Source organism: Vreelandella maris (assembly GCF_013371085.1).
In the GTDB taxonomy this organism is placed as follows: Bacteria; Pseudomonadota; Gammaproteobacteria; order Pseudomonadales; family Halomonadaceae; genus Vreelandella; species Vreelandella maris.
Map to the genome: position 1 here is coordinate 105,816 of NZ_JABWCV010000010.1, position 21,953 is coordinate 127,768.

A 21,953-nucleotide genomic window follows, 5' to 3' on the forward strand; every position below is an offset into this window, starting at 1 on the left:
CGCAATGACATTGCTACAGCAAATATTTACAGCGTAAAAGTAGGCAGCTTGCGCTCTGCTTTTGCCAGTTTCAGCTTGGCCACTTTCGGCAGGCCATTCTCAAACGGGGGGAAATCCTCGCCCTGAATCAATGGTGAGAGGTAATCCCGGCACGTCTGGGTAATGGCAAAGCCGTTGTCGCTGATAAAGTCGCGGGGCATAAATTTCTCTTTATTGGCCACCTGAGACAGCGGGGCGGAGATGACATCCCACTGGTAAGGTGACTGAGAAATGCGCCGAATAGCGGGCATCATGGCATTTTTGCCTGCTAGCGCCAGCGTCACCGCTTCACGGCCGACTGCGTAGGCTTGTTCAACGTCGGTTTTGGAAGCCAAGTGGCGCGCCGCGCGCTGTAGATAATCGGCCACTGCCCAGTGGTACTTGTAGCCCAAATCCTGCTTGATCATACCCGCAAGTGTGGGCGCTACGCCGCCCAGCTGGCGGTGGCCAAAGGCATCGGTATTACCTGCATCAGCTAAGAAAGTGCCATCTTCGTAGCGGGCGCCTTCAGAAACCACGATCACGCAGTAGCCATATTGTTTAACGCTTTCTTCAACCCGCGCCATGGCCGCTTTACGGTTAAACGGAATTTCCGGGAAGATAATCATGTGCGGCGGCTCGCCTTCGCCCTCGCCCGCTAAACCACCAGCAGCGGCGATCCAGCCCGCGTGGCGGCCCATGACTTCAAGCACAAATACCTTGGTGGAGGTGGCGCACATGGAAGCGATATCCAGCGAGGCTTCCAGCGTAGAGGTCGCAATGTACTTGGCGACACTGCCAAAGCCTGGGCTGTTATCGGTAATCGGCAGGTCGTTATCCACGGTTTTAGGCACGTGGATCGCGGTAAGCGGGTAGCCCAGTTTCTCGGAAAGTTGTGAGACCTTTAAGCAGGTATCGGCACTATCGCCGCCACCGTTGTAGAAGAAGTAGCGAATATCGTGAGCTTTAAAGACTTCGATTAAGCGCTCGTACTGGGCGCGGTGAGTATCAATGTCTTTAAGCTTATAGCGGCAAGAGCCGAAAGCGCCGCCTGGCGTGTGGCGCAATGCTGCAATCGCTTCGTCACTCTCTTGGGTAACGTCGATTAGGTCTTCCGTTAACGCCCCGATAATGCCGTTATGACCGGCATACACCTTGCCAATCTGATCGGGTGCTTGACGACAGGCTTCGATAACGCCACAGGCACTGGCGTTGATCACGGCGGTGACGCCACCGGATTGGGCGTAAAAGGCATTATGCTGGGCCATGGAAACGTCTCATCTCCTGAAAATGGATAAAGTTAATCGAAATCGTTTTATCACCGCCAATCACGCGCTAACCGGCATTGTCGGTGTTAAAGCACATTGCTGTAATGCGGCAAAGTTTAGCGTAAAGCCTGGTTTTCTGCATTAGCGGCTCTCTGCATTACTGCCTCTATGCATGAGTAATGCATCAGCGGCTAGGCGGCGGATGCCAGGTTCTACTCTGTGCCATCCATCTCTTGCTCGCGCTGGGCAAGCTGCCAGCCGCCCAAATCTTTATAGCGATTCACCATGGAGCAAAACAGCTCAGCAGTTCGCTCAGTATCGTAACGGGCGGAGTGGGCAGCTTTATTATCAAACTCAATGCCAGCAGCACGGCAGGCGCGGGCAAGCACGGTTTGCCCATATATCAAGCCAGCCAGCGTGGCGGTATCAAAACTAGAAAACGGGTGAAAAGGATTGCGCTTAATGCCACAGCGATTCACCGCCGCGTTCAAGAAGCCTTGATCGAAAGCTGCATTATGACCAACTAAGATGGCGCGAGTGCAATCGTGAGCTTTGATTGATTTACGTATCGGACGAAAAATTTCATTGAGTGCTTCAGCTTCGCTAAGCGCGACCTGGCTGCGCAACGGGTCATCCAGGTTAATGCCGGTAAAATCGAGTGCCGACTGCTCAACATTCGCTCCTTCAAAGGGGTGAATGTGGTAAGCATAGGTGGCATCAGGCAGCAGGTTGCCTTCCGGATCCATGGTCAGCGTAACGGCAGCAATCTCAAGTACGGCATCACCTTGGGCATTAAATCCCCCGGTTTCTAAATCAACGACCACCGGCAGGTAACTGCGAAAACGTTGGGCCATTAATTCGCGGGCAATTGCCTCGCTCATGCAGCTCTCCTTATGTTCAAGCGAGTAATAGTCTTCAAGCGAGTAGTAGTAAAGCGAGTAACCATTCGACATTAGCGGCAAGCCGCCGCTTTGAATGGGGTGATTCTAGCAGCTTTAGCCCCCAGGCGTCGTTGACGGTATTCGCTGGGCATTGAGAACGCTATACTCAACGTCTGTCTCAAAGATCTATCTCAACGGTCGGTCGCAAAGAGCTCTCGCATCAGCCAAGTGTGAATGGCTAGCGTGGTTTTGTTTTATCAATTTCTTATGGTCAATGAGGAGCAAAGAATGTCCGATGTCAAAAAGGTTGTGCTGGCATATTCAGGCGGCCTGGACACATCCGTCATCGTTAAGTGGTTGCAAGAAACTTACAACTGCGAGGTAGTGACTTTTACTGCCGACATCGGTCAGGGCGAAGAGGTCGAACCAGCGCGTACCAAGGCGCAAGCCCTTGGTGTAAAAGAAATTTACATCGAAGACCTGCGCGAAGAGTTTGTGCGTGACTACGTTTACCCCATGTTCCGCGCTAACACGATTTATGAAGGTGAGTACCTGCTGGGTACCTCTATCGCTCGGCCATTGATCGCCAAGCGCTTGATCGAAATTGCCAATGAAACCGGCGCCGACGCTATTTCTCACGGTGCTACGGGTAAAGGTAACGACCAAGTTCGCTTTGAGCTTGGCGGCTATGCCCTTAAGCCCGGCGTGAAAGTCATCGCCCCATGGCGTGAGTGGGACTTAACCTCTCGCGAAAAGCTGATGGCGTACTGCGAAGAGCATAAAATTCCGGTCGATTTTGCCAATAAAAAGAAAAAATCGCCTTACTCCATGGATGCCAACTTACTGCATATCTCTTACGAGGGCGGTATTTTGGAAGATCCTTGGGCCGAAGCCGAAGACGACATGTGGCGTTGGAGTGTCTCTCCTGAAGCCGCACCCGATACCCCTACCTACGTTGAACTGACGTATGAAAAGGGTGATATCGTGGCCATCGACGGCGAGCCGTTGAAAGCCCACGAAGTGCTAGAAAAGCTCAACAAACTAGGTGGCGACAACGGTATCGGCCGTTTGGATATTGTTGAAAACCGCTATGTGGGCATGAAATCTCGTGGCTGCTATGAAACACCTGGCGGCACTATTATGTTGCGCGCTCACCGTGCGATTGAGTCGCTAACGCTAGACCGCGAAGAAGCCCACCTGAAAGATCAACTGATGCCGAAATACGCGGAAGTGATCTACAACGGTTACTGGTGGAGCCCAGAGCGTCGCATGCTGCAAGCGGCCATTGACGAGACCCAAAAGAATGTAGCGGGTGTCGTGCGTATGAAGCTCTATAAAGGCAACGCTACCGTGGTTGGTCGCAAATCTGATGAATCGCTGTTTGATGAGTCAATTGCGACATTTGAAGATGACGAGGGCGCTTACAACCAGAAAGATGCTGAAGGCTTTATTAAGCTGAATGCCCTCCGCCTGCGTATTGCCGCTGGCAAAGGCCGTAAGCAAAGCTAGTAAAACCTAGTTAATTATAAAAGCGTATATCTTGTCAGGGCGGCAGCTATTAGCTGCCGCCCGGCATGTTAAGGAGCCACTATGTTAAAAAAATTATTATCTGGCCTCTTTGGTAGTGATCGTCAGGCTGCGCCAGGCGCTACCACCAAAGCGGCTGATGCCGTGGAGTACAAAGGTTATGAGATTGTATCTCAGCCGGACGATCAAAGCGGCCAATATCGCGTCAGTGGTTGGATTCGTAAGGCTGATGCCAGCGGTGAAACCCTTGAACACCGTTTTGAGCGTTCCGATATGCTGCCAGGTCGCGAGGCGTGTGATGCCATGATGGTCACTAAAGCGCAGCGCTATATCGATGAAGTAGGGGAGGCAATGTTCGAGCCTGACCCACGTCGTGCTGGCGACAGCGAGTAATAAAGCCGATACCAACGTTAGTAAAGGAGAGGCGTATGCGTGTGGTGCACCAAGCCTCACCCTGGCGCGCTCTATTTGATCAGCATGGCCGTTTAAATACCGTGGCGCTCGACGCGCCGCTACAGCAACTCTTTTCTAAACTCTCCTCGCCGCCAACATCTTTTGCCAACGCCCCAGCATGGCAATTCTCCTTGGTTGAAACGCTGGTGCATTACGATTTACCCCCGTGGCGTATTAGCCAAATTATTAGTGATCACAATGCTTGGCTATACCGGCGCGCTATTGCCCAGTCGCTTGAAGAGATGCAGGCGCAAGGGTGGGGCACACCGCCGGTCGATTACTGCGTGTTGATGCTAGGTTCGGCGGCCCGCTATGAAAGCCTGCTGGGCCCTGATCAAGATAATGCGATGATTATCGATGATTACCCCGACCACCGACACGTTGAGATTGACGGCTACTTTCAAGCCCTGGGCGAACGGTTTACCCAGCGTTTGGATGATGCGGGCATCCCGCTTTGCCATGGCCATGTGATGGCCCGTTGGCCAATGTGGCGCAAACGCATGAGCGAGTGGCGAAAGCAGCTGGAAATCTGGAGCGCTGACCGCCGGGTGAAGCGTGTTCAGCAGACCAATATCTTGCTCGATTTTTCCCCCATCGCTGGCAATTCAGCACTTGCCGCGCAACTGGGGGATAGCATCGCTGAGATACTCCCTAACGCATCGCTTTATATGGATGAAATGGCGGCGCTATTGAATGAGCTGCCGGTAGCTTTGAACCGCTTTGGGCAGCTCGCCTCGAGTCCACGCCTTGAGGCTCCTCACGAGCAAGCCATTAATCTGAAACTTCAGGGCCTATTGCCTTTGATTAGCGCTGCGCGTTTGTTCTGCCTGCGTTACGGGCTGCGCGACATAGCCACCCGCGAGCGATTGATCGCGCTCAGTCATATGGGAGATGGTGCGCTAACGTCGGCTGAATCGGCGTTGCTTATAGCCGCTTTTGAGCGTCTACAGCAACTCTTATTGGATCAGCAGCGTTACAACAGAGCCCGTGGCCAAGCCGCTGACGGCTGGGTGGATCTTCGCCGCCTGCGTGAAGACGAGCGCCTGCTATTAAAGTTTGATCTGCAGCAGATTAGAGCGTTTGTTCAGCGCGCCAAAAGTGGTTAGCAGAAAGTTCTTGGCGGGAAAGTTCTTAGCGCAATAGGATCAAGCGTGGGTGTCATTCGGCGCTGCGGGTAGCTCCAGTGTTAAACAGGCGCCGCCAAGCGTTTTGGCATCCTCAACCCAGAGTCGCCCACCCAGATGGGCGATAATTCCACGACTAATGGGCAGTCCCAAGCCACTCCCTCTGGGCCGTCCTCTTGGAATATCATCGTCTTGCTGTATCTGATGGAATTTTTCAAACACCCGTTCACGCTCCTCCGCGCTAATCCCGGCCCCGTTATCCTCCACGCTTAAACGGAAATGGCGGCGATGGCGATAGAGCGACAGGCGCACTTTAGGCTGGTTTCGGTCGGCAAACTTACTAGCGTTATCAAGCAGGTTAATAATCACCTGTTTTAAACGATCATGGTCGCCAACCACCATCGCTGGGTCTGCTTCTAAATGAACCTCTAGCTGGATACCACGCTCTTGGTGTAAATGCGCAATGGCGTCAATGCTATGTCGGATAAGAGCGGCAAGATCCAGCGGCACCGGGTTAAGCGTTAAACGGCCACTTTCCAGGCGGGCAAGGTCTAGAATTTCTTCGATTAAGCGTGAGAGCCGTTGGCTTTCGAGAACGATGACACCCAGAAAATGCTGGCGCTTTTCATCGGGTAGCTGGCCGCTATCGCGCAAAATTTCAGCAAAGGCGCGGATGGAGGTAAGCGGCGTGCGGAGTTCATGACTGACCATGGCGACAAATTCATCTTTTAAACGATCCAGTTCACGCAGCCGTTCATTAGCGCTGCGTAACTCTTCGCCGATTTGGACGAGCTCTTGGGATTTCTGCTCTAAGCGACGGTTGTACTCAAGGGTTTGTGAGGTGGTATCCAGAATACTGAGTATCGACTCAATATCCAGTGCCTCGCCACGAACCACTGAGTTGATCAACACTCGCGCTGAAGAGCTGCCCAGAGCCCCCGCCAATGCCTGCTCTGCACGTGTAATCAACTCAGCGGCAGCGGGCTCGTCTGCCACAAATGCGTCTTTGGTACTGCTGAACACCCGTCGGGTGGTGTGAGCCCCCAGATAGCGAATCAAAAGCTCTTTAAGCGCCCCCTGAGTGGTTTGCCCGCGCCATAGCGATGTAGACAGCGATGTTGTTTGCAGATTGGGGTGCATTGCTTCAGTGAATAGTGCCGCCTGAGTTTGCTCCAGGGGCGTTGGGCGGGTAAACAGCGAAACACCAACCAGCAACCCGACGTTGACCAGCATGCTCCAGAGCAGCGAGTGGGTGTAAATATCCCAATTTTCGAGTCCCAACAACGCATAGGGTTTCAGCCAGACGATTCCCCATGGGCCGTTTGTAAGTAGCGTGGCGTCCAACCAGCCCGACTGGGCAAAGCCCGGCAACAGTAGCGTATAGCACCACACCAAAAAACCGGCAATTAAACCTGCCGTGGCGCCCTGGCGAGTCGCGCCGCGCCAGTAAAGGCCAATCAATAGCGCTGGCGCAAATTGTGCCGCACCTGCAAAAGAGACCAGCCCGATGGTGACCAGACTGTATGAGTCGCCAATGAGCGCATGGTAGAGATAACCAAGCAGGAGAATAAGCACGATAGCGACCCGGCGAATTCCCAGTAGCCAACCGGCAAGCTCACCTTTAGTACTTAAGTGCAAACGCCTCGAGCGCAGCAGCAGTGGCATCACCAGTTGGTTACTGACCATCGTGGAAAGGGCGATTGTCTCGACAATCACCATGCCGGTTGCCGCTGAAAGCCCCCCAATAAAGACCAGTAGCGGCAGTCCTTCTAAACCTGCCGAAAGCGGTAGCGTCAGAACAAAACTATCGGGGTCACCTGCGCTCGCACCCAGCAGCAGGCCCGCCAGGGCGATAGGGATCACGAATAGGTTGATCAACAGCATATAGAGGGGAAATAACCAGCTTGCTCTCGCTAAATGCTGTTCATCGACATTCTCTACTACCAGTACCTGAAACTGGCGGGGAAGTGTTAAAAAGGCCAGGAAGGCGAGTACCAGCATGCCCACCCAACCAGTGACGCCACCAGGAACGCTGTCCAACCGCATGCTATCGACCAGCGCTGGCGTGGCCGCTACCTGTGCAAACAGCGCCGCGGGGCCTTCAAACATCACAAAGACCACGAACACACCGACGGCCATAAAGGCGACCAGCTTCACCAGGGATTCCAGCGCGATGGCGGCCACCATGCCCTCGTGGCGTTCGCTGGCATCCAAGTGGCGGGTGCCAAAGAGAATAATAAACACCGCCAGTACAAGAGCGACCCAGAGCGACTTATCCATCCAAAAGTGTTCATCCACCAGCGTCGTGTCGGCCGCTTGTGGGTAGTTAATGAGTACCGCATGGCTAACGGTAATGGCCTTTAACTGCAGGGCAATGTAAGGCGTGATACTGATCAGGGCCATTAAGGCCACCAGTGCTCCTAAACTGGTACTTTTGCCGTAGCGGGCACTGATAAAATCGGCAATCGAAGTAATGCGCTGGCGGGCGGCGATGCGCACCATCTTGCGTACCACGAAGGGTGCCAGCAGCATGGCGAGGGTGGGGCCAAGATAGATGAGTAAAAAGCTGGGGCCATACTCCGCGGCACGCCCTACGCTGCCGTAGAAGGTCCAGGCAGTGCAGTAAACGGCAATGGAAAGGGCATATACCGTGGGTGAGCCGATCAGTGATCGCCCTTGCTCGGCCCGCCGGTCGCCCCAGGCGGCGACCACAAACAGCAGCGCTAAATAACCAAAGGCAGTGCCCAGGATGACTGCGTCAGTACGCATAATCAGCGATCCGCACGGTGTTCCATTAACCAGGCCGCCAAACCGATAACGACTGCCCAAGCGCAAAACAGATAGAGCGGCAACCAGCCGACATTAAAGGAGGGAAGGCGGTCTACCACGATAATCAGTGGTGGGCAGAACAGCAGCAATGCCACCACTACCAGGGCCATTAAGCGTTCGGTTTGCCGCGATTTAGTGCCTGAGTTTTTCATGAGGCTGCGTCTTTCATAGGGCGCTCGCATCCTGTCGGTCGAAAGCGTTGGCTTGTAGCGTTAATAGCTGTTCCAGGGTGTCGACACCGCGGGCCTCTAAGCGTGGCAGCAGGGCTAGCCAGAGTTCTGCGGTCACTCGAGCATCGCCTAAGGCAGTGTGGCGGGTGCCGGGGGGGAATGTCAGATCGTAGCGCTGCGCAAGGCTATCCAGGTCATGCCCATCCAAGGCTTCGTCCAGCGCGCGTGAAATCAGCAGAGTATCGATGACGGGAATATCAAAAGCGACGCCTTTATGACTGATGGCGAGCAGATCAAAGGCGGCGTTATGAGCCAGCAAGACGGCTTCTCCTACAAAGTCACGAAAGCGGGTAAGCACGATATCCAGCGGTGGTGCACCCATGACATCGGCATCGGTAAGGCCGTGAATGGCCGTGCTGGCGGCAGGAATAGGCCGCTGAGGATCGACTTTTTGATCGAAGGCCTCGCTTGCCAATAGCCGCGCATTGACCACGCGACAGGCACCAAGACTGATCACCGTGTCGCCTCTACGTAGCTCAAGCCCGGTGGTTTCGGTGTCAAACGCCACGACCTCCAAGCTGCGCAAGGAACGACTCGCAAGCGCTTCATCCGGCGGCGGGAGGTCGGCAATTCCAAAATCATGAAACTCGGGGCGTGGTGGTGCGGTTTCCCGTGGGGCACCAACGCGTTCAACGGCAGGGAGTGGAAGGCGTAGGCGGGCATGCACACCATCATCGTCGGTCAGACTCCAGATGTCGCTGGCGTGTTGGCGCAGTACGTCGGCAACGCTGGGCGTTAGAGGCAGCGAGTTGAGTGGCTGCTGACGCCATTCCGCCAGTTCATGTTCGGGGATCGCTTTGCCGCGCCAGATAAGGTCTAAATAGACACGCTTATTGCCTAGGCATATCTCGCCTTCAAAGCCACTATCGGGAAGGTGGGTATTGAGGTGCTTCACTAATGAGTCGAACAGCGCAATCAGGGCGGGGGCATCGCCTTTAAACCAAGCGGGCATGCCCACTGGGGTAATCAAACGGTGCTCTGGATCTAGGCGTTCATCCAGGGCTTGCCAGAAATCGTTAGACCACATCGGTGTTAAGCGCTCGCCCTGATGCTGCATGTCGTCGAGCAGTTGACCGATTTTAGCCACGTTGTCGCCTAACGTGATGCCTTCCTCATGAATAACGCGCTCAAACCGTTGACGCAGCAATGACGTGCTGGCGTCGTTTTGATGGCGCAGTTGAATCAACGCATCGGCGGCACTGGTTAGGCTGGCGGTATGCTGGCGCAGCGGTGTCAGCATATCGGCCAATTCGGCTCTTACGCCCATTTCATTCGACCACGATGCCGTTGCATCACCAAATGTAAGCAATGTTTCGCCATCGCTACCCGGCACGCGGCGCAGAATAACCTTTAGCCACCGGTTATCGCAGGGGGCGAGCAGCTCTCGCGGGGAGCCGTCGTTAGGCAGTTGGCTGAGTGCTTGCTGTAAGCTAGCAACAGGAAGCAGTGCTTCGAGGCGCTTACCTAAACCTAGCCCGGTATTGCCGATAAAAAAGTCTTCTGCCGCTTGATTAAACAGCATCACCCGACGGTGGTGGTCACATAGCAGCAGCGGTGTTTCGAGTACTTGCAGCAGTGTTTCCAGCTCCTGGCGAATGCGTGCCGCGCTGCGGGCGCCGTCGGCGTGGGCGGTAGCGAGGCGGCTGCGATCTTCGCGCCAGCTTTCGCGTACACGGCGTAAATCTGGCCCCAGCCCTTTTAGCCAACCCTCGGGTGGGTGTTCGTCACGGGCGTCGGGATTGGCAACCAAGCGCGCCAGCTGCACCTGTAAATGACGTAGCGGTGTAAACAGCATGCGTTCAAGCACTAAGCCCGCCAAAAATAGGGTCGCGCCACCGGAAAAACTGCCTAGCCATAGCGCCATTCGGGTGATACCCGTAGGCGCGAGCTGAGCATCCAACCAGGCGGCAAAAATAGCCCCACCCAATAGGCTGATACCGCTGAGCGAGAGCCATAGGCCAATCAGACGCTGGCGTTTGGGCAGCCCACCACGGGTCATGGCTGCTCCTTAATGAGTAGCGCTTTGACTTTTTCCACCAAGGATTGGGTGGAAAAAGGCTTGGTAATGTAGTCATCAGCGCCCAGCGCCATGCCTTTTTCACGCTCTACATCGCGGCCGTGAGCAGTGAGCATAATAATCGGCAGTTGGGCGGTGGCTTCTTCGCTGCGCAGGCGCTCTAAAACGTCAAAACCGCTAATCCCTGGCAGGCTGATATCGAGCAGGAGTAAATCGGGCTGGCTGTCGTTAACACGTGCTAACGCCTGTTCACCATCTTCGGCAGTCACTACCTCAAACCCTGCTTGCTCCATCAAGAACTCGAGCGATAGAACAATGTTGGGTTCGTCATCGACGACGAGCACTTTGACCATGGTGTTCTCCAGCTTTTATTTGTTTTAACGATGCATGCTTGCAGTCTAGATAGATCGGGACAGTCAGCCAAGGCGACCTTGGCCGAATGCACCGGCAATCAAACCGCTAGCAGCGAGCAATTGAGCTTGGTTTGGTATACTGCTTAGCTCTGTGCCATGGCTTAGGCTTTGAACGAAAACTGCCTGCGCTCGCCGATACGGCGTTAAAAATCATCTCAAAATACTCATTTACTATCCGTAAACTCCGTTTTTTCGTTGATTTTTGCCTTGTCTAGGCTTCGCTCGCCGACTTTTCGTACAACCCCTAACGTGTTATGGCTTACCCCTGATCTGTTGCTAAGGCTGTCGATGCGCGTACTACTGTTATCCGCCTACGAAGCGGTGAGTCATCGCTATTGGGCGCAAAGTTTAATGGCGCAGCTTGATGAGGTGTCGTGGACGCTTTTGTCCTTACCTCCACGTCATTTTGCCTGGCGCATTCGCGGCAACCCACTGAGCTGGATATTGAAAGAGCACGATACCCTTAGTCAGTCGTATGAGGTGGTGCTTGCCACGTCGATGGTTGATCTGGCGACCCTGATCGGATTGTTTCCGCACCTTGGTCGAGCTAAAAAAATCGTCTACTTTCACGAAAACCAGTTTGCTTATCCCGAGTCTAGCGATCAAATACCCCAAGTAGAGGCCAAAATGGTTAATCTCTACACGGCGCTAGCGGCCGATAGCGTGGTATTTAACAGTGCCTACAATCGGGACTCCTTTATTGATGGTGCACGAGCTTTTCTGAAAAAAATGCCGGAAAACCTACCCGCAGCAAAGCCACTGGAAGCGCTGCGCGAGCGGTCTCAGGTTTTACCAGTGCCCATCCCTGATAGTTCAGCATCTCGACAGCACATGGCTGTTCAAAAAACAGTGCCACAGCGCATTGTCTGGAACCACCGCTGGGAGTATGACAAAAATCCTGATGACTTCTTTGCCGTGCTGTTCGCGTTAAGCGATGCCGGGGTGGCGTTTGAACTGGCAGTGCTGGGCCAGCGCTTTCGCGAAGCACCGGCCATTTTTGATGAGGCCGAGCAGCGATTAGCCAAGCATATTGTGGCTTGGGGCCCCCAGCCTGAGGAGATGTATCGCGAATTGCTGGATAGCGCAGGCATCGTGGTCTCGACAACCTGGCATGAATTCCAGGGCTTGGCGATTATGGAGGCGGCTCAGCGCGGTGCGCTACCCCTGGTGCCGGATCGGCTTTGCTTCCCGGGGCTTTATCCCTCTGCCTATCGTTATGACGGCACTCGTGAAAGCTTGTATGAGCGGCTGCATGATTGGCTAACCAATCCTGCAGCTCGTCCAGAACCGCTTGATACCAAAGCTTGGGAATGGCCTGCCTGGCGCGATGCTTACCGAGCGCTAATAGAGCGCTCGTAATACTCACTCAATCTACGCACTCATTCTACGCACTCTATCTGAGTGTTACCCAAGCTCGGTCTTATCTTTATAGTCGCACAGATCTTCGATAATGCAGCTACCGCAGCGGGGCTTGCGGGCGATGCAGGTATAGCGGCCGTGCAGAATCAGCCAGTGGTGAGCATCTTGAAGAAAGGCTTTGGGCACATGACGCAGCAATTTTTGCTCCACCTCAACAACGTCTTTGCCTTTGGCGATACCGGTGCGATTGGATACCCTGAAAATATGCGTATCCACCGCCATGGTGGGCTGGCCGAAGGCCGTATTGAGAATTACATTGGCAGTTTTACGACCAACACCCGGCAAGGCTTCTAACGCCTGGCGAGTGTTGGGCACTTCGCCACCGTACAGGTTGACCAGCATATGGCAGGTTTTCATCAGGTTTTCGGCTTTGGTGTTGTATAAGCCGATGGTTTTGATATGCGCTTTAAGCCCATCAATCCCCAGGTCGATGATCCCCTGTGGCGTATTGGCAACAGGATACAGACGTGCGGTTGCCTTGTTGACGCCTACATCGGTAGCTTGAGCGGAAAGCAACACCGCGGCCAGCAGTTCAAAGGGCGTGTTCCAGTTAAGCTCGGTAGTGGGATGCGGGTTCTCTGCCTGAAGGCGAGCAAAAATTTCATGACGCTTTTGGGCATTCATGGCTGGTCTCGTTATTTAAAAGACAATGTTTTAAAAGACAGTGGTTAAAAACAGTATTTAAAAAAAAACAGTGACTTATGCGCAGTGATTAAAAACGCTATTTAATCGTACCGGTTACCCGCACACGGCGATCAACTCGGGTTTCAATGGCTGCCGGACGAGCGCGTGCTGCACTGCGTTGATCGATGACATTTTTCAATGCGATCAACATGCCCGCCACAAAGAAAGCGCCTGGGGGCAGCACAAAAAACAGAAACTGGTAATCGACGGCAATCGTCAGTTGCCAATTAGCGGCTTGGGGTCCAAACAGCAGCGCCATGTCGCTGAACAGCGTGCCCTGACCGAGTAGCTCGCGTAGGGCGCCCAGGAGTACCAGCACGGCGCCAAACCCCAGCCCCATCATCAAGCCATCGATAGCCGCTGGAATGACCGGTTGGCGGGAGGCAAAGGCATCGGCGCGGCCTAAAATAGCGCAGTTGGTGACAATCAGTGGAATAAAAATCCCTAGCACCTGATAGAGCGGGTAAGCATAGGCGGCCATCAGCAGTTCGGCGCAAGTCACAAAGGCGGCAATCACCATCACGAAAGCGGGCAAGCGCACCGCGCTGTGGACTTGGTGGCGAATCAGCGAGATCGCCGTGCTGGCGCCTACCATTACCAAAAGCGTGGCAAGTGCCAAGCCCAGCGCATTTACCACGCTGCTACTAACGGCTAACAGCGGGCATAGCCCCAGCAGTTGAACCAGCGCAGGGTTGTTTGACCACAGCCCATCACGGGCCAGTTGGCGCCATTGGCTCATCTGCTTGTTTTTCACGAGCGTGGATCCTCAAATGTTATCGGTAATGGTGTATCAGCGGCGTACTCCAAGGCTTTATGAACGGCGTTAACCACGGCTCTGGGGGTGATCGTTGCGCCGGTAAACGCATCAAACTGGCCACCATCTTTAGTTACCGCCCAGCCCTCTGGTGGCAAACTATTTAGCCCCAGGCCATCAAAGTGGGTGATCCAGTCGCTGCGGCTGCGCTCAATATCATCGCCTAGCCCGGGCGTTTCCTGGTGTTGGGTGACGCGCACACCGCTAATGCGCTGCTGCTCATCAATCCCGATCAGTAGGCGAATTTCGCCGTTATAGCCTTGCCGGGTGACCACCGGAAAAATGACGGCACTGTGTTTATTACTGTTGTCGTTGTCGTTGTCGCTGCCGCTTACCCACCAGCCTTGGCTATCGCTTTTCAACCCCAGTGCTTCTGGGTTAGGAAGCGTAAAGGTGCTTTCTAGCACGCGTGCAACGGGCGTGTTGGCAAGCGTCTGAGGCAGTACTTCTTGAAGCTGACGGTGCTGGTAAGCCAACTGATGGGTCGCTATGCGCTCGGCGGTTAATGCGCGCGTGAGCGCAACGCTACCCGCGGTCACCAGAGCAAAAGTGCCCAATGCGAGAGCACCCCGCTGCATGGCTTGAAAGAGCGTCATGGCTGCTCACCCCGGGAGCTTTTTGGCTGCCCCGTCGGGCGTGGCACGCTGTACAGGTCTAGCAGCGGCACGCACAGATTCATCAGCAACACCGCAAACGCCACTGCATCCGGGTAACCGCCAAAGGTGCGAATAATGATAATTAGCGCGCCGATACCGGCCCCATAGAGTAGCTTGCCGCGGCGGCTGGTGGCGGCGGAAACCGGGTCGGTGGCGATAAAAAATGCCCCAAACAGCGTCGCCCCGGTAAGTAGGTGAAAAAGCGGTGAGGCAAAGTGGCTGGGGTCGCTGAGATAAAACAGCGTGGCCAGCACCACTAGGCTACCCAGCATAGCGGCAGGAATGTGCCAACTGATAATCCGCTTTGCCAGTAATAATACGCCACCTGCTAACCAAGCAAGGGCGACCCAGCGCCAAGCACTCAATGTGTCCTCGGGCAGTGGGTGGGTGGCCCAGAATTCGCTGGCAAGCACGGCCTCGCCTTTGTGCTTAAAGGCATCGAGCGGTGTGGCGCCACTTAGGCCATCTAGCTGGCCAGCTGGCAGCGTTCCTGTGATTTGTGCCCACAAGCTCTCCGGTAGTAGTTCTTGGGGGGGGGGCCACAGAGTCATATAGGTTGGGAACGACACCAAAAGCAGCGCATAACCTACCATGGCGGGGTTAAACGGATTGTGGCCCAAGCCACCGTATAACTGTTTAGCGACGATGATCGCCGCGATCATCCCGACACCGATCAGCCACCATGGGCTTGCGGGGGGCAGCGAAACGCCCAGTAAAACGCCGGTGAGTAGGGCACTTGAGTCATTCAACGTAACCTGAACAGGGCGGTTACGTAACCTAAGAATGGCGGCTTCTAGCCCAAGGCCAAAGGCTGCCGCTAGCATTACATTGCTGAGTACCCCAAGGCCAAAGAAATAGCTCATTGTGGCGATGCCCGGCAGCGTCGCCACGATCACCCAGCGCATTAAATGTGCCGTGGGTGGCACGATAGTAGCGTTTGCACTGGTCACCTGTGCGGCGTGCATCATGCTCATGGTGATTCCTTGCTGGGCTGTTGTTCGCGTGCTTGGGTAAGCTGGACCTCGGTGGCGCGTAAATTTTCCTGGGCGGTGGCAAGCTGCATTTCGAGATCATCAAGAGGCTGTTTGGGGTCTTCCTGGGCAACGCGTGCCAGGGTTTTTTCAGCTTTTTTGACTGACGCCTTGGCGGCGGCATGGGCAATTCGTAGCCCGCGCAAGTCGACTTTTTCACTACTGGCTGCTGCACTAGTGGGCGTTTGACGCTGTTGCGATTTGCGAGCCTCTTTACGTGCCTGTTTCTCCGCCTCTTCCCGCGCCAATCGCGCTTGACGAAACTCAAAGCGGTGCTTGGCATGCTCTGCTTTTACCGTCTCGATTCGCTGCAGACGGATTCGACTTTTTGCTTCACGATAATCGTCAACCAGGGGAATATGGCTGGGGCAGACGTAGCTGCAAGCGCCGCACTCAATGCAGTCGAACAGATGATAGTGCGCCATCTTGGCATCATCGTTGGCGCGAGCGTACCAGTGGAGCTGTTGGGGTAGCAGCGACACCGGGCAAACGCTTTCACACTCACCACAGCGTATGCAGGGGGATTCCTCCGGGGCAGGTGGTAGTTCGACAATAGTCGCAGCGATTAAACAGTTGGTAAGTTTGGTAACTGGCGTATCAAGTGTCAGCAGCGGCGCTCCCATCATGGGGCCGCCCTGAATCACTTGATTGAGCATGGGCTGATTAAGGCCTGCCTGTTCCAGCAGTGCTTTCACGGAGGTGCCTAGTCGCACCCAGCGATTGCCGGGCTGACTGATCGCTTCGCCCGTTAGCGTGACAACCCTGGACACCAGCGGCTGACCATCACGCACTGCATGTAATATTGCCAGCAGTGTGCCAGGGTTATGGCACAGCACGCCTACGTCAGCGGGTAAGCCGCCGCTGGGTACCGTTAGATCAAGCAGTTTTTTGATCAGTTGGTGCTCGCCGCCGCTGGGGTAGCGGGTGGAAATCACCTTGAGCTCAACGGTAATCGGGTGGCTATTCTGTATCGCCTGCCGCAGAGCTTCAATTGCCTCGGGTTTGTTATCTTCAATGCCGATAACGATATGTTGCGCGCCGCACAGTTTGGCGCTTATCTGGGCGCCTTCGAGTACGTCGTTAGCGTAGTGGCGTAGCGTGATATCGTCGGCGGTGATATAAGGCTCACATTCGGCGGCGTTGATCAACAAGGTATGAATGTCATGCTGTTCCACTACCCGCGCTTTAATATGGGTAGGGAAACCAGCACCGCCGAGTCCGACAATCCCGCTTTCATTCAAGCGCTCAAGTAGCGCATTGGGTTCGACGCGTTGCCAGTCGAGGCTGGGTAACCGGAGCCACTCATCCTGACCATCGCTATCAATGATGATTTGGGTGGCGTTAATCTCGCTCACCGTTCCGCTAATACTGGCGTGCAGATTACTGGAGATCATGCCTTCGCGCTTGGCAATGACGCTACCTACTTTGACTGTATCGCCCGGCGCGACACAAGGCGTGGCGGGCTGGCCGCTGTGCTGTTGCAGCGGCAGCGTCACTCGGCCAGGTAATGGCGCGTTAATCAGCGCGGCCTGATTCGATCGCTGTTTGCGCTCGGGCGGGTGAATTCCACCGGGGAAATCAAAGGCGTTCGACATCAAGACACCCCTGGTGCGGGTTGGCGGTCACTGGCAATCATGTTTGAAGAGTGCGCTGTTACCGGTTGCCATTGGGTGAGCGGTGCCGTGCGTGGCAGCATATCGATACAGTCTACGGGGCAAGGGTCAAGGCACAGATCGCAGCCGGTACACTCATCCTCAATCACGGTATGCATTAACTTAGCCGCACCAATAATCGCATCGACCGGGCAGGCTTGAATGCACTTGGTACAGCCGATGCACTCCTCTTCACGAATAAATGCCACTTTTGCCACGCTTTGAGCTTCGCCGTCCAGGGGCTCAGGCTCCCGGCCTAATAGATCAGCGAGGGCGTGGATCGTCGATTCGCCACCTGGCGGGCATTTATTCAGTGCATCGCCTTGGTTAATCGCCTCGGCATAAGGGCGGCAGCCTGGGTAGCCGCACTGGCCGCACTGAGTTTGCGGCAATAGTGCATCAATTTGTTCCACCAGTGGGTTATCTTCCCGCTTGAAGCGTTCGCTCACCACGCCTAGCAGGGCACCAAAACCAAGTCCTAAGCCGGTTAATACCGCAACGGCGCTAAGCATGCTGATAGCATCGAATGTGTTACTCATTATGCGCTACCTTCACCGTTGTACTAATCCGGAAAAGCCGAGAAACGCTAGCGACATAAGGCTAGCGGTCACCATGGCAATCGCCGCACCTTGAAATGGTTTAGGAATATCCGCTCCTGCCAAACGCTCACGCATGGCGGCAAATAGTACCAAGATAAGCGAAAAACCCAGCGCCGCGCCCAAGCCGTAGAGGGTGGTATGAAAAAAGCTCAGTTCGCGGTTCAGCGATAGCAGCGCTACGCCCAATACCGCGCAGTTGGTGGTAATAAGCGGTAAGAATATTCCCAGTACTTGATGCAGTAGTGGACTTAATTGACGAACCATTATTTCTGTAAATTGCACTACCGCGGCGATCACCACAATAAAGCTGATGGTGCGCAGGTACGTCACATCCAGTGGCACCAGCAGCCCGTGATAAACCACGAAGCTAGCTGCTGATGCCAGAGTTAACACAAAAGTGGTGGCCAGGGACATGCCCATGGCCGACTCCAGCTTATTGGAGACACCCATAAATGGGCATAGACCCAAGAATTGAACCAGTACGAAGTTATTGACCAGCGCAGTGCTGATCAAAATGATAAATAGCTCACTCATAGCGGCGTATTGTGCGAATAAAAGGAGGCGTTGGCTAGCGAAGGTGTATAAACCTTGGCGCAGTGTCTGCCAGCTGCTTTAGCAGCGTAAAGCGCTTGGTCAGCGGCGGTCATTAATCCACTGAATGTCTGAATGCCTGCTATACCCAACTGGCTAATACCGATGCTCACGGTAACATGCGGTGCTACGGGCGACATATAGTGTAGGTGCTGCAATTGATCAATAGCGTCACTAAGTGCTTGGCTTTTTTCCAATGCCTGGGTAGCTGATGTTGCGGACATCATGGCACTAAACTCCTCGCCCCCTGTACGCGCGATAAAGAAGCCATGCGCAGTGGCGACGTCATGCATGGTTTGTGCTACCCGCTGCAAACATATATCACCCTCGGGATGCCCATAATGATCATTAAACATTTTGAAGTGATCGATATCGAGCATCATGACCGACAACGGTTGGCCTGACGCCAAGGCGCTATTAACCACCTCTTGCAGGCGCTGATCGAATAATCGGCGATTGGGTAGACCAGTCAAGGGGTCGTGGGTAGAGAGTTCGATGAGCTCAGCGTTGAGCTGTTGTTGATGCTTGAACTGCTCTTGAAAGGCCCTCGCTAGGATGCCGATTTCATCACCACGCCCTAACAAATTGCTTGATCCCTTTAAATCCACGCTGGCTTGCTGCGTAAACTGGGTCAGAGTTCTGAGTGGCTTCAGAATAATGCGCTCCAGTAGCAGCAGAACAAGGCCAATCACTAATAGCATCAAGCAAGCTGTCCATAAAAGTACGTAGCGAAACGTTTCTAGACTGGACAAATAACTGGTGCGATTAAGCTGGGTTCCCAAGGCTAACTGTTCGTTATGCGGGTAGGTAGTCAAATAGCGCTGCGCCTGGATCGTATTGCCTGAGATGGTGACGGCTGTGTCATTATTGATAACGCCTTCCAGCATCGAAAGCGTCGATGGTAGCCCCGTATAGTCTTCTATGATTGTCAACCATTCATCGTCCATTGGCCTCACTTTGAATAGCCATCCCTGGGGCGGACCGCTCTCATCGGTTCTCACAATGGGGTTGGACGCTACCATTAGCGGCGTTGTGCCCGCATACAGACTGCTTTTACCCTGTTCTGGATCTTCTTTAATGGAAGCCTGCATCGTGCGAATAAGCCCCGACATCCAGCGGCACTCACGTTCTGCGGTATAGCAAGTGTGGTATTGGCCGGTAGCAGGATTGATGCCTGCTAAAAAATGTACATCGCCCTCCGCATTGAAAAAGGCCATTAGCTGGTAGCGCATTTCTTCAAACATCTGTTGGCTAAAATTGGTATCCGTATAGCCAGGGTAGTTACCCTGAATAAACTCATAGGTATCGTCCCAGATCGACCAGTCTCGCGCTTGGGCTAGTAGTTCCTGTTGGCTGATATTGAGGCTGCGTTCAATTTGCGCTAGTTCCTGGATTACTACCGCATGCTCTTCCTTATGAAGTGCGGGAAATATTACCCACTTGCTCAAGGCAGCTAAGGAAATAAGGGCTAGTAATAACACCCCGCCCAAGGCGGCCAGAAAACGGAAGCGTAAAGATCGAGAGAAGCGTTGAACCATAGAGTATGCCTAAGCGAAACGGTGACGATGTAAGATAGATTCAAAAATAAAAGGGGCAAAGGCGTTTAGCCTCTGCCCCTTTGGCATGGCTCTATAGTGATTAGGTGACCCGCTGGCCCGGTTCGGCACCGGTATCTGGGGAAAGCAGATAAATACCTTCTTCATTGGCTGAGGCGAGTACCATACCTTCGGACATTCCAAAGCGCATCTTACGCGGAGCCAGGTTGGCAACCATAACCGTCAAGCGACCTTCCAGTGCTTCAGGCGCGTAAGCAGAGCGAATGCCTGAGAACACATTGCGCGTTTCGCCACCTAGGTCGAGGGTCAGTTGCAGCAGCTTATCAGCGCCTTCCACGTATTGGGCCTTGGTGATGCGCGCAATGCGCAGATCGACCTTGGCAAACGTCGCAAAGTCGATTTCAGCGGCGATGGGATCATCCGCCAGTGGGCCTTTGGGCGCTTCTTTCAGTTTTTGCTCTTCCACAAGATCTTCCTTCGACGCTTCAATCATCGCATCGATTTTATCTCGGTCAACGCGGGTCATTAGTGGCTTGAATTTATTGATTGAGTGTTCTGTCAGGACGGCCTGACGCGTGTGCCAATCCAACGACTCGACATTAAGAAATTCGCGGGCTTGCTCAGCCATCGCGGGCACTACTGGGGCTAGATAGACCATCAACTGACGGAACAGGTTAATGCCTACCGAGCAAATCTCATGCACTTCTGCGTCGCGGCCATCTTGCTTGGCCAGTGCCCAGGGCTCTTTATCTGCAATATAAGTGTTGGCTTCGTCTGCCAACTCCATAATTTTACGCATTGCCCGGCTAAATTCGCGGGCTTCAAAGTCGTCGGCAATATCATCACCGGCGGCAATAAAGCGGGCGACCATTTGCGGTTCTGCGCAGTGAGCTGAGAGATTGCCACCGCCAATTTTTTTAACAAAACCGGCGCAGCGGCTAGCAATATTAACCACTTTGCCGACTAAATCTGAGTTTACCCGTGCGGCGAAGTCTTCCAGGTTTAAATCCAAATCATCAACTTTTGAGGTAAGCTTCGCGGCAAAGTAGTAGCGCAAGTATTCAGGATTGAGATGATCAGCGTAGGTGGCAGCTTTAATAAACGTGCCGCGGGATTTCGACATCTTGGCACCGTCCACTGTCAGGAAACCGTGGCAGTTAACGGCGGTGGGCGTGCGCAGGTCAGCGCCATGCAGCATGGCGGGCCAGAACAGCGCGTGGAAGTAGACGATATCTTTGCCGATAAAGTGATAGACCTCGGCGTCAGAGCCCTTCTTCCAGTAGCTGTCGAAGTCGATGCCTTCACGGTCACACAGATTTTTGAAGCTGGCTAAATAGCCTATCGGCGCATCCAGCCATACATAGAAGTACTTGCCGGGGGCATCAGGAATTTCAAAGCCAAAGTAGGGCGCGTCACGCGAAATATCCCACTCGTTAAAGCCGGACTCAAACCACTCCATCAACTTATTACGGATTTGCGGCTGAACGTGGCCGTCGTCAATCCAGCGCTGTAGGAAGTCGGCAAAGTCGGGCAGCTTAAAGAAGTAGTGAGTTGAGGTGCGTACTTCGGGCGTTGCGCCTGAAATTGCTGAGACGGGATTAATCAAGTCAGCGGGGGTGTAGGTAGCACCGCACTTTTCACAGTTGTCGCCGTACTGGTCCTCTGAACCGCATTTAGGGCAGGTGCCTTTAATAAAGCGGTCGGCTAAAAACAAGCCTTTCTGGGGATCAAACATCTGCTCAATATCACGCGTGGCAATATGGCCTTTATCGCGCAAGCGCTTATAAATCATTTCGCTGAAGTGGCGATTTTCAGTGGAATGAGTCGAGTGATAATTATCGAACCCAACACCAAAACGGGAAAAATCGGTTTGGTGATCCTGGGAAACCCGCTCAATAAGCGCTTCGGGGGTTATGCCTTCTTGCTCGGCGCGCAGCATAATGGCGGTGCCATGGGCATCATCAGCACATACGTAGTAGCACTGTTGACCACGGCTTTTCTGGAAACGAACCCAGATATCCGTCTGAATATATTCAAGCAGGTGGCCGAGGTGAATAGCTCCGTTGGCGTAAGGGAGCGCGCTAGTCACCAAAATATTGCGCGTGGCGGTAGTAGACATGGTGAAGGTTAATTCCGAGTGAATAAGGGTGCCGATCAGGCGATAACAAAAAGACGGCGAAGTCGCTAAACG

At 54.0% G+C, this 21,953-nt stretch carries 19 protein-coding genes; 4 read left to right on the forward strand and 15 right to left on the reverse strand.

Features of this window, described 5'->3' with window-relative positions; genetic code table 11:
• Positions 1-26: 26 nt before the first annotated feature.
• Both HUO07_RS10710 and rnt read right to left on the reverse strand, forming a co-directional pair.
• The gene (locus HUO07_RS10710) at positions 27-1,286 is read right to left on the reverse strand and encodes a 6-phosphofructokinase (RefSeq protein ID WP_176303551.1); all 1,260 of its coding nucleotides are present in this window, start codon (positions 1,284-1,286) and stop codon (positions 27-29) included.
• Positions 1,287-1,498: 212 nt separating this feature from the next.
• A complete protein-coding gene (rnt, locus tag HUO07_RS10715) occupies positions 1,499-2,167 on the reverse strand; it encodes a ribonuclease T (RefSeq protein ID WP_176303552.1) in 669 nt (222 codons plus the stop codon).
• A 288-nt stretch (positions 2,168-2,455) separates the two neighbouring features.
• Between rnt and HUO07_RS10720 the strand changes: the two genes are divergently transcribed.
• The 3 genes from HUO07_RS10720 to HUO07_RS10730 all read left to right on the forward strand — a co-directional run bounded on the left by HUO07_RS10720 (position 2,456) and on the right by HUO07_RS10730 (position 5,253).
• Positions 2,456-3,676 (forward strand): argininosuccinate synthase, encoded by a 1,221-nt coding sequence (locus tag HUO07_RS10720; protein ID WP_176303553.1) that lies wholly within the window; start codon positions 2,456-2,458, stop codon positions 3,674-3,676.
• Between the two features lie 81 nt (positions 3,677-3,757).
• On the forward strand, positions 3,758-4,087 hold the full coding sequence (locus HUO07_RS10725) for an HlyU family transcriptional regulator (RefSeq protein WP_176303554.1): 330 nt from the start codon (positions 3,758-3,760) through the stop codon (positions 4,085-4,087).
• 35 nt (positions 4,088-4,122) lie between these two features.
• A complete protein-coding gene (locus HUO07_RS10730) occupies positions 4,123-5,253 on the forward strand; it encodes a DUF294 nucleotidyltransferase-like domain-containing protein (protein ID WP_176303555.1) in 1,131 nt (376 codons plus the stop codon).
• Between the two features lie 39 nt (positions 5,254-5,292).
• On the opposite strand, the gene HUO07_RS10735 is transcribed toward HUO07_RS10730, so the two are convergent.
• The 4 genes from HUO07_RS10735 to HUO07_RS10750 are packed head-to-tail and all read right to left on the reverse strand — an operon-like array spanning position 5,293 to position 10,700.
• Complete coding sequence (locus HUO07_RS10735) at positions 5,293-8,040, reverse strand: sensor histidine kinase (protein ID WP_176303556.1); 2,748 nt, start codon at positions 8,038-8,040, stop codon at positions 5,293-5,295.
• Positions 8,041-8,042: 2 nt separating this feature from the next.
• Complete coding sequence (locus HUO07_RS10740) at positions 8,043-8,252, reverse strand: hypothetical protein (RefSeq protein ID WP_176303557.1); 210 nt, start codon at positions 8,250-8,252, stop codon at positions 8,043-8,045.
• A gap of 13 nt (positions 8,253-8,265) precedes the next feature.
• On the reverse strand, positions 8,266-10,329 hold the full coding sequence (locus tag HUO07_RS10745; RefSeq protein WP_176303558.1) for a 3'-5' exonuclease: 2,064 nt from the start codon (positions 10,327-10,329) through the stop codon (positions 8,266-8,268).
• Positions 10,326-10,700 (reverse strand): response regulator transcription factor, encoded by a 375-nt coding sequence (locus tag HUO07_RS10750; RefSeq protein WP_176303559.1) that lies wholly within the window; start codon positions 10,698-10,700, stop codon positions 10,326-10,328. Before HUO07_RS10750 ends, HUO07_RS10745 begins: the two co-directional genes overlap by 4 nt.
• Positions 10,701-11,048: 348 nt before the next feature.
• Here HUO07_RS10750 and HUO07_RS10755 point away from each other — a divergent pair, with 348 nt between their 5' ends.
• Positions 11,049-12,119 carry a tRNA-queuosine alpha-mannosyltransferase domain-containing protein gene (locus HUO07_RS10755; RefSeq protein ID WP_176303560.1) on the forward strand — a complete coding sequence of 357 codons (1,071 nt, stop codon included), beginning with the start codon at positions 11,049-11,051 and terminating at the stop codon, positions 12,117-12,119.
• 45 nt (positions 12,120-12,164) lie between these two features.
• Here the strand turns inward: HUO07_RS10755 and nth are convergent, their stop codons facing one another.
• The 9 genes from nth to metG form a co-directional block, all read right to left on the reverse strand.
• Entirely contained in the window at positions 12,165-12,803 is a 639-nt protein-coding gene (nth, locus tag HUO07_RS10760; protein ID WP_176303561.1) for an endonuclease III, read from the reverse strand.
• 97 nt (positions 12,804-12,900) lie between these two features.
• Complete coding sequence (locus HUO07_RS10765; protein WP_176303618.1) at positions 12,901-13,602, reverse strand: electron transport complex subunit E; 702 nt, start codon at positions 13,600-13,602, stop codon at positions 12,901-12,903.
• 11 nt (positions 13,603-13,613) lie between these two features.
• A complete protein-coding gene (gene rsxG / locus HUO07_RS10770) occupies positions 13,614-14,273 on the reverse strand; it encodes an electron transport complex subunit RsxG (protein WP_176303562.1) in 660 nt (219 codons plus the stop codon).
• The gene (locus HUO07_RS10775) at positions 14,270-15,307 is read right to left on the reverse strand and encodes an RnfABCDGE type electron transport complex subunit D (protein WP_176303563.1); all 1,038 of its coding nucleotides are present in this window, start codon (positions 15,305-15,307) and stop codon (positions 14,270-14,272) included. The genes rsxG and HUO07_RS10775 overlap by 4 nt, the downstream gene beginning before the upstream one ends.
• The gene (rsxC, locus tag HUO07_RS10780; RefSeq protein ID WP_176303564.1) at positions 15,304-16,959 is read right to left on the reverse strand and encodes an electron transport complex subunit RsxC; all 1,656 of its coding nucleotides are present in this window, start codon (positions 16,957-16,959) and stop codon (positions 15,304-15,306) included. The genes HUO07_RS10775 and rsxC overlap by 4 nt, the downstream gene beginning before the upstream one ends.
• Positions 16,959-17,555, reverse strand: a complete 597-nt coding sequence (gene rsxB, locus HUO07_RS10785; protein ID WP_176303565.1) for an electron transport complex subunit RsxB — start codon at positions 17,553-17,555, stop codon at positions 16,959-16,961. Before rsxB ends, rsxC begins: the two co-directional genes overlap by 1 nt.
• A 12-nt stretch (positions 17,556-17,567) precedes the next feature.
• Positions 17,568-18,149 (reverse strand): electron transport complex subunit RsxA, encoded by a 582-nt coding sequence (gene rsxA, locus HUO07_RS10790; RefSeq protein WP_176303566.1) that lies wholly within the window; start codon positions 18,147-18,149, stop codon positions 17,568-17,570.
• Positions 18,146-19,744 carry a sensor domain-containing diguanylate cyclase gene (locus tag HUO07_RS10795; RefSeq protein WP_176303567.1) on the reverse strand — a complete coding sequence of 533 codons (1,599 nt, stop codon included), beginning with the start codon at positions 19,742-19,744 and terminating at the stop codon, positions 18,146-18,148. Before HUO07_RS10795 ends, rsxA begins: the two co-directional genes overlap by 4 nt.
• A 100-nt stretch (positions 19,745-19,844) precedes the next feature.
• Positions 19,845-21,881 (reverse strand): methionine--tRNA ligase, encoded by a 2,037-nt coding sequence (metG, locus tag HUO07_RS10800; protein ID WP_176303568.1) that lies wholly within the window; start codon positions 21,879-21,881, stop codon positions 19,845-19,847.
• Between the last annotated feature and the right edge of the window lie 72 nt (positions 21,882-21,953).

Bases quoted from the DNA above. Each gene is read 5' to 3' on its own strand.
- metG (WP_176303568.1), bottom strand. From the start codon at position 21,881: ATGTCTACTACCGCCACGCGCAATATTTTGGTGACTAGCGCGCTCCCT.
- nth (WP_176303561.1), bottom strand. From the start codon at position 12,803: ATGAATGCCCAAAAGCGTCATGAAATTTTTGCTCGCCTTCAGGCAGAG.
- HUO07_RS10725 (WP_176303554.1), top strand. From the start codon at position 3,758: ATGTTAAAAAAATTATTATCTGGCCTCTTTGGTAGTGATCGTCAGGCT.
- HUO07_RS10720 (WP_176303553.1), top strand. From the start codon at position 2,456: ATGTCCGATGTCAAAAAGGTTGTGCTGGCATATTCAGGCGGCCTGGAC.
- HUO07_RS10710 (WP_176303551.1), bottom strand. From the start codon at position 1,286: ATGGCCCAGCATAATGCCTTTTACGCCCAATCCGGTGGCGTCACCGCC.
- HUO07_RS10775 (WP_176303563.1), bottom strand. From the start codon at position 15,307: ATGAGCATGATGCACGCCGCACAGGTGACCAGTGCAAACGCTACTATC.
- rsxB (WP_176303565.1), bottom strand. From the start codon at position 17,555: ATGAGTAACACATTCGATGCTATCAGCATGCTTAGCGCCGTTGCGGTA.
- HUO07_RS10795 (WP_176303567.1), bottom strand. From the start codon at position 19,744: ATGGTTCAACGCTTCTCTCGATCTTTACGCTTCCGTTTTCTGGCCGCC.
- HUO07_RS10740 (WP_176303557.1), bottom strand. From the start codon at position 8,252: ATGAAAAACTCAGGCACTAAATCGCGGCAAACCGAACGCTTAATGGCC.
- rnt (WP_176303552.1), bottom strand. From the start codon at position 2,167: ATGAGCGAGGCAATTGCCCGCGAATTAATGGCCCAACGTTTTCGCAGT.
- HUO07_RS10745 (WP_176303558.1), bottom strand. From the start codon at position 10,329: ATGACCCGTGGTGGGCTGCCCAAACGCCAGCGTCTGATTGGCCTATGG.
- HUO07_RS10765 (WP_176303618.1), bottom strand. From the start codon at position 13,602: ATGAGCCAATGGCGCCAACTGGCCCGTGATGGGCTGTGGTCAAACAAC.
- HUO07_RS10735 (WP_176303556.1), bottom strand. From the start codon at position 8,040: ATGCGTACTGACGCAGTCATCCTGGGCACTGCCTTTGGTTATTTAGCG.
- rsxA (WP_176303566.1), bottom strand. From the start codon at position 18,149: ATGAGTGAGCTATTTATCATTTTGATCAGCACTGCGCTGGTCAATAAC.
- rsxC (WP_176303564.1), bottom strand. From the start codon at position 16,959: ATGTCGAACGCCTTTGATTTCCCCGGTGGAATTCACCCGCCCGAGCGC.
- HUO07_RS10755 (WP_176303560.1), top strand. From the start codon at position 11,049: ATGCGCGTACTACTGTTATCCGCCTACGAAGCGGTGAGTCATCGCTAT.
- HUO07_RS10730 (WP_176303555.1), top strand. From the start codon at position 4,123: ATGCGTGTGGTGCACCAAGCCTCACCCTGGCGCGCTCTATTTGATCAG.
- HUO07_RS10750 (WP_176303559.1), bottom strand. From the start codon at position 10,700: ATGGTCAAAGTGCTCGTCGTCGATGACGAACCCAACATTGTTCTATCG.
- rsxG (WP_176303562.1), bottom strand. From the start codon at position 14,273: ATGACGCTCTTTCAAGCCATGCAGCGGGGTGCTCTCGCATTGGGCACT.